General features: G+C 71.6%; 12 protein-coding genes. 6 read left to right on the forward strand and 6 right to left on the reverse strand.

Annotated features, from left to right (window positions below):
• Positions 1-122 precede the first annotated feature (122 nt).
• Positions 123-1,178 (forward strand): LLM class F420-dependent oxidoreductase, encoded by a 1,056-nt coding sequence (locus ABZ899_RS03070; protein WP_361339913.1) that lies wholly within the window; start codon positions 123-125, stop codon positions 1,176-1,178.
• A gap of 235 nt (positions 1,179-1,413) precedes the next feature.
• A complete protein-coding gene (locus ABZ899_RS03075; protein WP_361339915.1) occupies positions 1,414-2,202 on the forward strand; it encodes a ferritin-like domain-containing protein in 789 nt (262 codons plus the stop codon).
• A gap of 3 nt (positions 2,203-2,205) precedes the next feature.
• On the opposite strand, the gene corA is transcribed toward ABZ899_RS03075, so the two are convergent.
• Positions 2,206-3,207, reverse strand: coding sequence for a magnesium/cobalt transporter CorA (gene corA / locus ABZ899_RS03080; RefSeq protein ID WP_361339917.1), 1,002 nt, complete (start codon positions 3,205-3,207; stop codon positions 2,206-2,208).
• 62 nt (positions 3,208-3,269) lie between these two features.
• Here corA and ABZ899_RS03085 point away from each other — a divergent pair, with 62 nt between their 5' ends.
• The 4 genes from ABZ899_RS03085 (at position 3,270) to mshC (ending at position 6,769) form a co-directional block, all read left to right on the forward strand.
• Complete coding sequence (locus ABZ899_RS03085; RefSeq protein WP_361339920.1) at positions 3,270-3,956, forward strand: histidine phosphatase family protein; 687 nt, start codon at positions 3,270-3,272, stop codon at positions 3,954-3,956.
• Between the two features lie 99 nt (positions 3,957-4,055).
• Complete coding sequence (locus ABZ899_RS03090) at positions 4,056-4,646, forward strand: DUF3090 domain-containing protein (RefSeq protein WP_361339922.1); 591 nt, start codon at positions 4,056-4,058, stop codon at positions 4,644-4,646.
• Complete coding sequence (locus ABZ899_RS03095; protein ID WP_361339924.1) at positions 4,610-5,428, forward strand: SCO1664 family protein; 819 nt, start codon at positions 4,610-4,612, stop codon at positions 5,426-5,428. The genes ABZ899_RS03090 and ABZ899_RS03095 overlap by 37 nt, the downstream gene beginning before the upstream one ends.
• Positions 5,429-5,539: 111 nt before the next feature.
• Positions 5,540-6,769 carry a cysteine--1-D-myo-inosityl 2-amino-2-deoxy-alpha-D-glucopyranoside ligase gene (gene mshC, locus ABZ899_RS03100; RefSeq protein ID WP_361339926.1) on the forward strand — a complete coding sequence of 410 codons (1,230 nt, stop codon included), beginning with the start codon at positions 5,540-5,542 and terminating at the stop codon, positions 6,767-6,769.
• Between the two features lie 84 nt (positions 6,770-6,853).
• Here mshC and ABZ899_RS03105 read toward each other — a convergent pair whose 3' ends face one another.
• The 5 genes from ABZ899_RS03105 to ABZ899_RS03125 form a co-directional block, all read right to left on the reverse strand.
• On the reverse strand, positions 6,854-7,852 hold the full coding sequence (locus tag ABZ899_RS03105; RefSeq protein ID WP_361339929.1) for a PAC2 family protein: 999 nt from the start codon (positions 7,850-7,852) through the stop codon (positions 6,854-6,856).
• Positions 7,853-8,056: 204 nt separating this feature from the next.
• Entirely contained in the window at positions 8,057-8,728 is a 672-nt protein-coding gene (locus tag ABZ899_RS03110; RefSeq protein ID WP_361339932.1) for a FadR/GntR family transcriptional regulator, read from the reverse strand.
• Between the two features lie 256 nt (positions 8,729-8,984).
• The gene (locus ABZ899_RS03115) at positions 8,985-10,601 is read right to left on the reverse strand and encodes a glycerol-3-phosphate dehydrogenase/oxidase (RefSeq protein ID WP_361339935.1); all 1,617 of its coding nucleotides are present in this window, start codon (positions 10,599-10,601) and stop codon (positions 8,985-8,987) included.
• A gap of 48 nt (positions 10,602-10,649) precedes the next feature.
• Positions 10,650-12,191 carry a glycerol kinase GlpK gene (gene glpK / locus ABZ899_RS03120; RefSeq protein ID WP_361339937.1) on the reverse strand — a complete coding sequence of 514 codons (1,542 nt, stop codon included), beginning with the start codon at positions 12,189-12,191 and terminating at the stop codon, positions 10,650-10,652.
• Between the two features lie 94 nt (positions 12,192-12,285).
• Positions 12,286-13,080, reverse strand: a complete 795-nt coding sequence (locus ABZ899_RS03125) for an MIP/aquaporin family protein (protein WP_361339940.1) — start codon at positions 13,078-13,080, stop codon at positions 12,286-12,288.
• Positions 13,081-13,124 lie beyond the last annotated feature (44 nt).

Below are 13,124 nucleotides of genomic sequence, written 5' to 3' on the forward strand. Positions count from 1 at the left end.
AGTTTCGGCGCGGTGGACGGCCCCGGCCGGGCGACGCCCGCCACACCGCCCTCCCCGTGACCGGCCCCCCGCGCTAAGGTCTGGCGCACCAGGACGTTACTGATCGGTAAGAGGAGTCGGCCATGCAGCTCGGGATCAACCTCGGCTACTGGGGTGCCGGAATGGACGCGGACAATCTCGCCGTCGCGCAGGAGGCCGACCGGCTCGGGTACGCCGTGTGCTGGGCCGCCGAGGCGTACGGCTCGGACGCGGCCACCGTGCTCAGCTGGGTCGCCGCCCAGACCGAACGCATCGACGTCGGCTCCGCGATCTTCCAGATCCCGGCCCGCCAGCCCGCGATGACCGCGATGACCGCCGCGACCCTGGACTCCCTGTCCGGCGGCCGCTTCCGGCTCGGCCTCGGCGTCTCCGGACCGCAGGTCTCCGAGGGCTGGTACGGCGTCAAGTTCGACAAGCCGCTCGCCCGCACCCGCGAGTACGTCGAGATCGTCCGCCGGGCCATGACCCGCGAGCGCCTCAGCTACGAGGGCCGGCACTGGACGCTGCCGCTGCCCGGCGGCCCCGGCAAGCCGATCAAGCTGACCGTGCACCCGCAGCGCGAGCACATCCCGCTCTACATCGCCGCGATCGGCCCGAAGAACCTGGAGCAGACCGGGGAGATCGCCGACGGCGCCCTGCTCATCTTCCCCTCCGCGGACCACCTGGAGGACACCACCATCCGGCACCTGCGCGCGGGCCGCGAGAAGGCCGGCAAGACCCTCGACGGCTTCGACGTCTGCCCGACGCTGCCGCTGGCCGTGGGCGACGACAAGGACGTCGCCGCGCTCGCGGACACCTTCCGCCCCTACACCGCGCTGTACGTCGGCGGCATGGGCAGCGCCAAGCAGAACTTCTACAACCAGCTCGCGCAGCGCATGGGCTACGAGAAGGAAGCCGCCGACATCCAGGCCAAGTACCTCTCCGGCGACAAGCAGGGCGCCGCGGCCGCCGTACCGCAGGAGCTGATCGACCGGACCACGCTGCTCGGCTCCGTCGACCGCATCGCCGACCGGATGAAGGCCTACGCCGCCGCCGGTGTCACCACGCTGTCCCTCGCCCCGGCCGGCTTCACCCTCGACGAGCGGCTGCGCTCGCTGCGCGCCGGCGTCGAGGCCCTGGAGCGCGCCGGCCTGGCCTGACCCCGGGGGCCGGTCCCGGACATTCCTACGGCCGTGGTGGGGGCTCGGGGGTCTTCCCCGCCACGGCCGTCACGGAGAACAACGCCCGCGTGCCCCAAGTGGTTACGCTCCCGTCGTGCCCCGCACGTCATCCGTTCGGCCCAGTTGTCCGACACAGCTGTTGCAGCACCACTCTCACCGCATTTGACTCGTTCTTCGCGGTAATCCTGCGGCGTCCTGAGAGAGGTGGCCCACGATGCTTTCGGCCAAGAGTCTGTTCCAGGAGATCCTCGACAACGACGAGTCGTTCCGGCTGTTCTGCTCCATCGCGGCCAGCGGCGAGTCCCAGGGCGGCTGGGAGAACGCGCGCATCGCCGCGCTCGTCCCCCCGAGCGAACGCGCCCTCGCCCCCAAGATCTCCAGGCACGGCGCCGACGAAGACAAGCACGGGCGGATCTTCAACGCCCTGCTGAAGAAGCGCGGCCTCGAACCGGTGCCCGTCCCGCCCGAGACGGACTACACGATGCTCCTCGAGCGGCAGGGCATCGGCCTCGCCCACGACAAGCTCAAGAGCGACCAGCCGCTCACCCTGCAGGACATCGTCACCTACCTCGCGCACAGCCGGGTCACCGAGCAGCGGGCCTCCGAGCAGATGGAACTGCTGCGCAGGCACTTCGCCGACCACCCCGACATCGGCCGCGCGGTGCGGATGATCTCCGGCGACGAGGACAACCACCTCGCCTACTGCCACGAGGAACTCCTGCGCTACGCCGCCCAGGGCCACGGCCGGGCCATCCAGCGGACCCTGCGCGAGAGCGCGCTCGCCGAGATCCGTATCTACCGCGACGTCAGCCTCGCCGTCATGGACCACATGGGCCGCATCCTGGGCTGGTCCCGGCCCAGGGCCGCGGTACTCGCCGCGGGCATCCACGCGGTGTACGCATGGGAGCGGATCGCGGGCTGGCGGCGCATGGTGTCCCTGTCGATGCCGGAGCGCCGCGACGCCCTCGGCGGACCGGCCACCTCGGCACCCGAGTTCGCCTGACCTCTACATCCAGCCCCGGTGCTTGAAGGTCCGGTACAGCAGGATCTCCAGGGCGGCCATGATCGCGAGCAGCGCCGGGTACGACCACACCCAGGTCAGCTCGGGCATGTGCTCGAAGTTCATGCCGTAGATCCCCGCGAGCAACGTGGGGAGGGCGGCCATGGCCGCCCATGCGGAGATCTTGCGCATGTCGTCGTTCTGCTGCACGCCCGTCTGCGCCAGATGGGCCGACAGGACGTCCGAGACCAGCCGGTCCAGGCCCTCCACCGACTCGTTCACGCGCGTGAGGTGGTCGCTCACGTCCCGGAAGAACGGCTGCGCCTCGTCGCGCACGAACGGCACCCGTGTACCGGTCGGCCCGGTCTGGGCGAGCCGGACCAGCGGGTGCGCCAGCGGGCCCGTCGCCCTGCGGAACTCCAGGACCTGCCGCTTGAAGGCGTAGATGCGCGAGGCCGTGTTCCGCGAGCCGCTCGCCGTCGGCGAGAACACCTCCGCCTCCAGCTCCTCCAGGTCGATGCCCAGCTCCTCGGCCACCTCGAGATAGTGGTCGACCACGGAGTCGGCGACGGCGTACAGCACCGCCGTCGGGCCGTGCCGCAGCATGTCCGGATCCCCCTCCAGACGCTGGCGGACCGCCCCGAGGGTGGTCTCCTCGCCGTGCCGGACCGTCACCACGAAGGAGTCGCCGATGAACAGCATCACCTCGCCCGCGGTGACCACATCGCTGTCCGGCTCGTAGGCGACCGGCTTGAGGACCACGAACAGCGAGTCGTCGTACACCTCCATCTTGGGCCGCTGGTGCGCCTTCAAGGCGTCCTCCACGGCCAGCGGATGCAGCCCGAACTCCTCCGAGACCTTGTCGAACTCGTCCTCGGTCGGCTCGTGCAGGCCGATCCACACGAAGGCGTCGTCCCGCAGACGGCACAGGTCGAGGGCGTCGGAGAAGTCCCGAGGGGGCTCCTCCGAGCGACGCCCGTCACGGTAGATGGCGCAGTCGACGATCACAGGGTGTGTTCTCCCGTCATCCGGTCCCGAGTGTGTCCGCCCGTATGCCTACGCTGGACGGCATGCCCACGCTGATCCTGGTCCGCCACGGACGTTCCACCGCCAACACCGAAGGGGTGCTCGCCGGCTGGACGCCCGGCGTCGCCCTCGACGAACGCGGGACCCGGCAGGCCGCCGCGCTGCCCGCCCGGCTCGCCGCCCTGCCGATCGCCGAGGTCGTCAGCAGCCCCCTGCAGCGCTGTCAGGAGACGATCCGCCCCCTGCTGGACGCCCGCCCCGGCCTCACCGCGCACTCCGAGGAGCGCATCGGCGAGTGCCACTACGGCGACTGGTCCGGCCGTAAGCTCGCCGACCTCAAGGACGAGCCGCTGATGGACGTCGTCCAGGCCCACCCCTCCGCGGCCGCGTTCCCCGGCGGCGAGTCGATGCGGGCCATGCAGACCCGCGCCGCCGAGGCCGTCCGCGAGTGGAACGCGCGCGTGGAGCGCGACCACGGCGCCGACGCCGTCTATCTCATGTGCTCGCACGGCGACATCATCAAGTCGCTCGTCGCGGACGCACTCGGTCTTCATCTCGACCTCTTCCAGAGGATCTCCGTTGAACCGTGTTCCATCACCGCGATCCGTTACACCCGTCTGAGGCCGTTCCTCGTACGCCTCGGGGACACCGGCGACTTCGCGTCCCTCGCCCCCCGCGAGGAGCCCGCCGCCGGTGACGCCGCCGTCGGGGGCGGCGCGGGCGCACCGTGATCGTCCGGCGCAGTAGGGTGAAGCGGTCGAAGCAGCGCCGCCCGCACCACCCGTGATTCCCACGAACCGCCGTACTCACGACCCCCATGGAGACAGGACGTGTCCCGTCAGGTGTTCCTCTACGACCCCCCGGACCGTTTCGTGGCCGGCACGGTCGGACTGCCCGGACGCCGTACGTTCTTCCTCCAGGCCACCGCCGGCCCCCGGGTGACCAGCGTGGCCCTGGAGAAGACACAGGTCGCCGCCCTCGCGGAGCGCATGGACGAACTGCTGGACGAGGTCGTACGGCGCAGCGGGGGCAGCGCCGCCGTCCCCGTCGTGGCCCCCAGCGAGATCGCCGACACCGGCCCGCTGGAGACCCCCGTCGAGGAGGAGTTCCGCGTCGGCACCATGGCGCTGGCCTGGGACGGCGAGGAACAGCGCATGATCGTCGAGGCGCAGGCCCTGGTGGAGCTCGACGCCGAGACCGAGGAGGACCTCGCCGAGGCCGAGGAGCGGCTCCTCCAGGACGAGGAGAACGGCCCCCCGATGCTGCGGGTCCGGCTCACCGGCGCCCAGGCGAGGGCCTTCGCCAAACGCGCCCTCGACGTCGTCAACGCCGGGCGGCCGCCGTGCCCGCTGTGCAGCCTCCCGCTCGACCCGGAAGGACACGTATGTCCGCGCCAGAACGGATACCGCCGCGGAGCGTGACCCCCGTGGACCTGCTCACCGAGGGTGAGCTGACGGTGCGCGGCCGCATCCGCGAGGCGTCCAACGCCGCGTTCCTGTGCACCGTCGCCCACGGCGGGCGTGAGGCGTCCTGCGTCTACAAGCCGGTCGCCGGCGAGCAGCCGCTGTGGGACTTCCCCGACGGCACCCTCGCCGAGCGGGAGGTCGCCGCGTACGAGGTCTCCGAGGCGACCGGCTGGGGGCTCGTCCCGCCCACCGTGCTGCGTGACGGGCCGTACGGCGAGGGCATGGTCCAGTTCTGGGTCGACGTGACCCCCGAGGCGGAACTGCTCGCCCTCGTGGACGGGGAGGAGCCGGAGCCCGGATGGAAGGCGATCGGCTTCGCCGACGTCGGCGAGGGCCGCACCGCGCTGCTCGTGCACGCCGACGACGAACGGCTGCGGCGGCTCGCCGTCCTGGACGCCGTGATCAACAACGCCGACCGCAAGGGCGGGCATCTGCTGCCCACCGCGGACGGCCGGCTCCACGGCATCGACCACGGCGTGACCTTCCACGTCGACGACAAGCTGCGGACCCTGCTGTGGGGCTGGGCGGGGGAGCCGCTGACGGACGACGCCCTGCGGGTCCTGCATATCCTGGACGAAGGGCTGAAGGACGGCGGGGCCCTCGCGGCGCGCCTCGGGCAGCTCATCACCCCCGCCGAGGTGGACGCCACCCGCGCGCGGGTCGCCGCCCTGCTGGCCATCGGCGTCCACCCGCAGCCCGGCGGTGATTGGCCGGCCATCCCCTGGCCGCCCGTGTAGGACCGCGCGGCGGCCGGCAGCACACCGGCCGCCGACACACAAGAGCGCCTTACCGGCCATCCGGCCCGGTCCGGTTCGTATACGGAACTCCAGTCCGGTTAGGCTCATGACATGCATGCCTGGCCCGCTTCTGAGGTCCCCGCCCTGCCTGGTCAGGGCCGCGACCTGAGGATCCACGACACCGCGACCGGCGGCCCGGTCACCCTGGACCCCGGTCCCGTCGCCCGTATCTACGTCTGCGGCATCACTCCGTACGACGCCACCCACCTGGGGCACGCGGCGACCTACAACGCGTTCGACCTCGTGCAGCGCGTGTGGCTCGACACCAAGCGCCAGGTCCACTACGTCCAGAACGTCACCGACGTCGACGACCCGCTCCTGGAGCGGGCCGAGCGCGACTCCGTCGACTGGGTGGCCCTCGCCGAGAAGGAGACCGCACTCTTCCGTGAGGACATGACGGCCCTGCGGATGCTGCCGCCGCGGCACTACATCGGCGCCGTGGAGGCCATACCCGGGATCGTCCCGCTGGTCGAACGGCTCCGGGAGGCAGGCGCCGCCTACGAACTCGGGGGCGACATCTACTTCTCCGTCGAGTCCGACCCGCACTTCGGCCAGGTCTCGCACCTGGACGCCGCCGCCATGCGGCTGCTGTCCGCCGAGCGCGGCGGCGACCCGGACCGGCCGGGCAAGAAGAACCCCCTCGACCCGATGCTGTGGATGGCCGCCCGACCCGGCGAGCCCAGCTGGGACGGCGGCTCCCTCGGCCGGGGCCGCCCCGGCTGGCACATCGAGTGCGTCGCCATCGCCCTCGACCACCTCGGCATGGGCTTCGACGTCCAGGGCGGCGGCTCCGATCTCGCCTTCCCGCACCACGAGATGGGCGCCTCCCACGCCCAGGTGCTGACCGGCGAGTTCCCCATGGCCAAGGCGTACGTCCACGCCGGCATGGTCGCCCTGCACGGCGAGAAGATGTCCAAGTCCAAGGGCAACCTCGTCTTCGTCTCCCAGCTGCGCCGCGACGGCGTCGACCCGGCCGCGATCCGGCTCGCCCTGCTCGCCCACCACTACCGGGCCGACTGGGAGTGGACCGACGACGTGCTCCGGGAGGCCGTCGCCCGTCTCGACCGCTGGCGCGCCGCCGTCTCCCGGCCCGACGGACCCTCGGCCGAGGCGCTCGTCGAGGAGATCCGCGACGCCCTCGCCGACGACCTGGACGCGCCCACCGCGCTCGCCGCGGTCGACCGCTGGGCCGCCGCCCAGGAGGAGCACGGCGGCACGGACACCGCCGCCCCCGGCGTCGTCTCCCGCGCCGTGGACGCGCTCATGGGCGTGGCCCTGTAGCCGGTGCGGGGCTGAGGACGACCGAGGGCGGTGCGCGTGAAGCGCACCGCCCTCGGTCCTTCTCGTCGTCCGTGCCGGCGACCCTCAGTCCTCCGACGACTCGTCGCCCTCGCCCGGGTCCTTGCCGCCGGACCGCGGAGGCTTCGGCGGACGTGTACGGCCACCGGGGCCCTCCCGCCGGTACGGCGGCCCTGAGGGACCGTCCGGGCCGTCGGTGGGGTGCCCGCCGGCCGTCGGCCCGCCCCCGTCCCGCCGGCGCAGATACCGCTCGAACTCGCGGGCGATCGCCTCGCCCGACGCCTCCGGGAGCTCCGCGGTGTCCCGGGCCTCCTCCAGCGACTGCACGTACTCGGCGACCTCGCTGTCCTCCGCCGCCAGCTGGTCCACGCCGACCTGCCAGGCGCGCGCGTCCTCGGGCAGCTCGCCCAGCGGGATCCGCACGTCGATCAGGTCCTCCAGGCGGTTCAGCAGCGCCAGCGTCGCCTTCGGGTTCGGCGGCTGCGACACGTAGTGCGGCACCGCCGCCCACAGCGACACCGCCGGCACACCGGCGTGCGTGCAGGCCTCCTGGAGGATGCCGACGATGCCCGTCGGGCCCTCGTACTTGGTCTCCTCCAGATCCATCCGGCGGGCCAGGTCCGGGTCGGAGGTGGTCCCGCTGATCGGGACCGGACGCGTGTGCGGGGTGTCCCCGAGCAGGGCGCCCAGGATGACCACCAGCTCCACACCCAGCTCGTGCGCGAAGCCGAGGAGCTCGTTGCAGAACGAGCGCCAGCGCATGGACGGTTCGATACCGCGGACCAGCACGAGGTCGCGCGGCTTGTCACCACCGACCCGGACCACGGACAGCCGGGTCGTCGGCCACGTGATCTTGCGCACTCCGGCGTCCATCCACACCGTGGGCCGGTTCACCTGGAAGTCGTAGTAGTCCTCGGCGTCCAGCGCCGCGAACACCTCGCCCTTCCACTCCCTGTCCAGATGCGCGACCGCGGTGGAAGCGGCGTCGCCGGCATCGTTCCAGCCCTCGAACGCGGCCACCATGACCGGGTCGATCAGCTCGGGAACCCCCTCGAGCTCGATCACCCAGCGCCTCCTTCCGACGTGCCCTCGCCTGACGAACCAACCTTACGGCGTGCGGCGGGGGCGCCCGCAGCCCCCTCGCAGGGGGGATGCGGGATCACTGCCCCGATCCCCACCCGGGAACACCCCCAGCAGAGATCCGACGTCCACACCGCACGGCACAACGCGGGTCCCCGGCCGCCGTGTTCCGGCACGGCCGGGCGCCGGTCACAGGGTCGAGCGCAGCCACTGCTCCACGCTCGCGATGTGCACGGTCGCCCAGGACCGCGCCGCCTCCGCGTCCCGGTCCCGCAGCGCCGCCAGGATCGCCCGGTGCTCGTACAGGGTCCGGCCCACCGCGTCCTCCTGGGTCAGCCCCCGCCAGATCCGGGCCCGCGTCGTCGGCCCCGACAGACCGTCGAGCAGCGAACACAGCACCGAGTTGCCCGCGCTGTTGACGATGCCCCGGTGGAACTCCAGGTCGCTCGCCACGAGTTCCTCCACCGACGGGGCGTCACCGAGCCGGTCCAGCCGGCCGGCCAGCGTGTCGAGCTGCCGCTCGCTGATCCGGGTCGCCGCCATCGCCGTGGCCGCCGGCTCCAGGATGCGGCGCACCGCCAGGAACTCCAGGACCGTGTCGTCGCGGTGGAAGTCGACGACGAAGCTCAGCGCCTCCAGCAGCAGTTGCGGGTCCAGGCTGGTCACATACGTCCCGTCGCCCTGCCGGACGTCCAGGACGCGGATCAGCGACAGGGCCCTTACCGCCTCCCGCAGCGAGTTGCGGGACAGCCCGAGGACGGCGGCGAGCTCGCTCTCCTTGGGGAGCCGGTCGCCGGGGCGCAGCGCGCCGGAGACGATCATCCCCTTGATCTTCTCGATCGCCTCGTCGGTGACCGCCATGGCCGCCCTCCCCGTCGTCCACCCCGCCCCGCGAGACCTCCGATGTCTCGGCACATTATGTACGGCCGCCCAGGCGGGCGTACGCGGTCCGGGCAGCGCGAAGGGGCGGCTCCGTCGGCGAGGAGCCGCCCCTCCGGTGGTGGCCGGCCCCGGTGCGGAAGGGGCCGCCCTCGTACGGTCCGGCGCGGTCAGGGGAGTGGCCGGACCCCGCGCGGCGGACGGCTCATCCGGCGAAAACCGCCCGCCGCGCGCGAGGTCACTTCTTGTCGAGCACGTCCTGCACCTTCGCCCGGACGTCGTCCGTGGCCAGACCCCGGATCGTCAGGGTCGTCCGGCGGCGCAGCACGTCGTCCGCGGTCTCCGCCCACTCGTTGTCCCGGGCGTAGACGACCTGCGCCCAGATCTCCGGGGCGTCCGGGTGGACGCGCTCGCCCAGCTCCGGGTTCTCGTTGGCGAGGCGGGCGATGTCGAAGGCCAGCGAACCGTAGTGCGTGGCCAGGTGCCGGGCGGTGTCCGCCGCCATGCGCGGGCCCGGCGCCGGACGGTCGGTCAGCAGCCGGTGGGCGACCGCGCGCGGGTTCGCGATACCCGGCAGCGGCAGCTTCTTCGGCAGCGCGGAGATGGGCTCGAAGTCGTCGCCCAGCGGGGCGCCCGGCAGCGCCTCCAGCTTCTTCATGACGGTCCGGCCGATGTGCCGGAACGTCGTCCACTTGCCGCCCGCCACGGACAGCATCCCGCCGCGTCCCTCGGTCACGACCGTCTCGCGCTTGGCCTTCGCCGTGTCGCCGGGGCCGCCCGGCAGCACCCGCAGGCCCGCGAAGGCGTATGTGATCAGGTCGCGGCCCAGTTGCTGGTCGCGGATGGAGAACGCGGCCTCGTCCAGGATCTGGGCTATGTCCTTGTCGTTGACGGCGACGTCCGCGGGGTCGCCCTCGTACGCCTCGTCCGTGGTGCCCAGCAGCAGCATGTCCTCCCACGGCAGGGCGAACGTGATGCGGTACTTGTCGATCGGGGTCGCCAGCGCCGCCTTCCAGGGCGCGGTCCGCTTCAGGACCAGGTGCGCGCCCTTGGACAGACGGATCGACGGCGCCGCGTTCGGGTCCTCCATCTTGCGCAGGTGGTCGACCCAGGGACCGGTGGCGTTCAGCACGAGCCGGGCGTTCACCCCGAACTCGTCACCGGACAGGCGGTCCCGCAGGTCGGCGCCCGTCACCCGGCCCTGCGTGAAGCGCAGCCCGGTGACCTCGGCGTGGTTGAGCACGGCCGCGCCGGACTCGACGGCCGCGCGGACCGTCATCAGCGCCATGCGCGCGTCGTTCATCTGGTCGTCGCCGTACACGGCCACGGCCTTGAGGTTCTCGGTGCGCAGCTCCGGCACGTCCTGCGCCGCCTTGGCGGGCGACAGGAGGTGGCCGACGCCGTCACCGAACGCCGAGAGCGCGGAGTAGGCGAAGACGCCCGCCCCGAGCTTCGCGGCGCCGTGCGGCCCGCCCTTGTACACAGGGAGGTAGAAGGTGAGCGGGTTCGCCAGGTGGGGGGCCACCTGGCGGGAGACCGCACGGCGCTCGAAGTGGTTCTCCGCCACCAGCTTCACCGCGCCGGTCTGCAGGTAGCGCAGACCGCCGTGGAGGAGCTTGGAGGAGGCGGAGGAGGTGGCGCCGGCGAAGTCACCGGCGTCGACCAGGGCCACCCTGAGGCCGGACTGCGCGGCGTGCCAGGCGGTGGAGATGCCCAGGATGCCGCCGCCGATCACGAGGAGGTCGTACGACGCCTTGGAGAGCTGCTCCCGGGTCTCGGCGCGGCTCGGCTGGGAGCCGGAGGCCGGGTGCGTACCGAGGGCAGGCACGGACTGCAGGGTGGTCTGATTGGTCATGTCGGATTCTTACTCCTCATCAGAGTTCGAGGGCCGGCGAGGAGCGGGTCAGCTCTCGTCGTCCTCGAGCCAGCCCATGGTCCGCTCGACGGCCTTGAGCCAGCTCTTGTACTCACGGTCGCGGGTCTCCGCGTCCATGCGGGGGGTCCACTCGGCGGCCCGGCGCCAGTTGGCGCGCAGGTCGTCGGTGCTGTTCCAGAAGCCGACGGCGAGACCGGCGGCGTAGGCGGCACCGAGGCAGGTCGTCTCGGCGACCATCGGGCGCACCACGGGCGCGTCCAGGACGTCCGAGAGGGTCTGCATGAGCAGGTTGTTCGCGGTCATGCCGCCGTCGACCTTGAGGGTGATGAGCTCGACGCCGGAGTCCTTGACCATGGCGTCGGCGATCTCCCGCGTCTGCCAGGCGGTGGCCTCCAGGACGGCACGGGCGAGGTGCGCCTTCGTGACGTACCGGGTCAGGCCGGCGATCACACCGCGGGCGTCGGAGCGCCAGTGCGGGGCGAACAGGCCGGAGAAGGCCGGCACGAAGTAGGCGCCGCCGTTGTCCTCGACGGAGAGCGCGAGCGTCTCGATCTCGGCGGCGGTGGAGATCAGGCCCATCTGGTCGCGCATCCACTGCACCAGCGAACCGGTGACGGCGATCGAGCCCTCCAGGGCGTACACCGTGTCCTGGTCGCCGATCTTGTAGCCGACGGTGGTCAGCAGACCGGCGTAGGAGTTGATGATCTTGTCGCCGGTGTTCATCACCATGAAGGTGCCGGTGCCGTACGTCGACTTGGTCTCGCCCTCGGCGAAGCAGGTCTGGCCGAACAGGGCCGCCTGCTGGTCGCCGAGCGCGGAGGCCACCGGGATGCCGCCGAGCAGCTCGCCCAGCTTGCCGCCGGTGATCTCGCCGTAGACCTCGGCGGAGGAGCGGATCTCGGGCAGGATCTGCAGCGGGACGCCGATGGACTCGGCGATCTTCGCGTCCCACTCCATGGTGTGCAGGTTCATCAGCATGGTGCGGGAGGCGTTGGTGACGTCGGTGACGTGCCTGCCGCCGTCGACACCGCCGGTCAGGTTCCAGATGACCCAGGTGTCCATGGTGCCGAAGAGGATGTCGCCGGCCTCGGCGCGCTCCTTGAGGCCCTCGACGTTGTCCAGCAGCCAGCGGGCCTTCGGACCGGCGAAGTAGGAGGCGAGGGGCAGGCCGGTCTCGCGGCGGAAGCGGTCCTGCCCGACGTTGCGGCCGAGCTCGCGGCACAGGGAGTCGGTGCGGGTGTCCTGCCAGACGATGGCGTTGTGGACGGGCTCACCGGTGTTCTTGTCCCACAGGACGGTGGTCTCGCGCTGGTTGGTGATGCCGATGGCCTTGATGTCGTCGCGGGTGATGCCGGCCTTCTCGATGGCTCCGGCGACGACTTCCTGGACGTTGGTCCAGATCTCGGTGGCGTTGTGCTCGACCCAGCCCGGCTTCGGGAAGATCTGCTCGTGCTCCTTCTGGTCGACGGAGACGATCCGGCCGTCGCGGTCGAAGACGATGCAGCGGGACGAGGTCGTGCCCTGGTCGATCGCGGCGATGAAGGGGCCGGCGGTGTGGGCGTCGGTCACTGTTAGCTCCTGGAAGTCCGTGGTTATGGGGCTTTACGTACGGCGTGCGCCGAGAGTTTCGGTGCTTCTCACCCGGACGGGTGAAGCGCTGTTCCTAGGCAAACGCGACGTTGTAGATGCCTGCCGCGACGGCGCCGCCGATGAGCGGTCCCACCACCGGGATCCAGGCGTAGCCCCAGTCGGAGCCCCCCTTGTTGGGCAGGGGCAGAAGGGCGTGGACGATTCTCGGACCGAGGTCACGGGCGGGGTTGATCGCGTACCCGGTCGGGCCGCCGAGCGACAGGCCGATGGACACGACCACGAGCGCGGTGACCAGGGCGCCCAGGGTGCCGAGACCCTTGCCGCTGTCGTTGAGGCCCTGGGTGAGGACCGCGAGCACCAGCACCACGGTGCCGATGATCTCCGTGATCAGGTTCTGCACGACGTTGCGGATCTCGGGACCGGTGGAGAAGATGCCCAGGACGGGACCGGCGCCCTTCTCCTGTGCCTCGACGGCCTTGGTGGTCGTGGCCTGCGCGCCCGGGCCGCCGACGATCTCCTTGTCGGTGAGGTGGGCGTGGAACTGGCCGGCGTAGGCGGCCCACACCAGCGCCGCGCCGATCATGGCGCCGAGGAGCTGTCCGGCGAAGTACGTCGGGACGTCGCTCCAGGCGTTGTCCTTGATCGCGATGGCGACGGTCACGGCCGGGTTGAGGTGGGCGCCGGAGAGCGGTGCCGAGGTGTAGACCGCCGTGAGTACTGCGAAGCCCCACCCGAAGGTGATGGCGAGCCAGCCGGCGTTGCGGGCCTTGGAGGCCTTCAGCGTGACCGCGGCGCAGACGCCGCCGCCGAGCAGGATGAGTATGGCGGTACCGATGGTCTCGCCGATGAAGATGTCGGAGCTGGACACCCGCGACTCCTTTGTCCTTCGTCCAGGGGAAGCCGAACCCCGGG

Source organism: Streptomyces sp. NPDC046859 (genome assembly GCF_040645135.1).
Classification (GTDB): domain Bacteria; phylum Actinomycetota; class Actinomycetes; order Streptomycetales; family Streptomycetaceae; genus Streptomyces.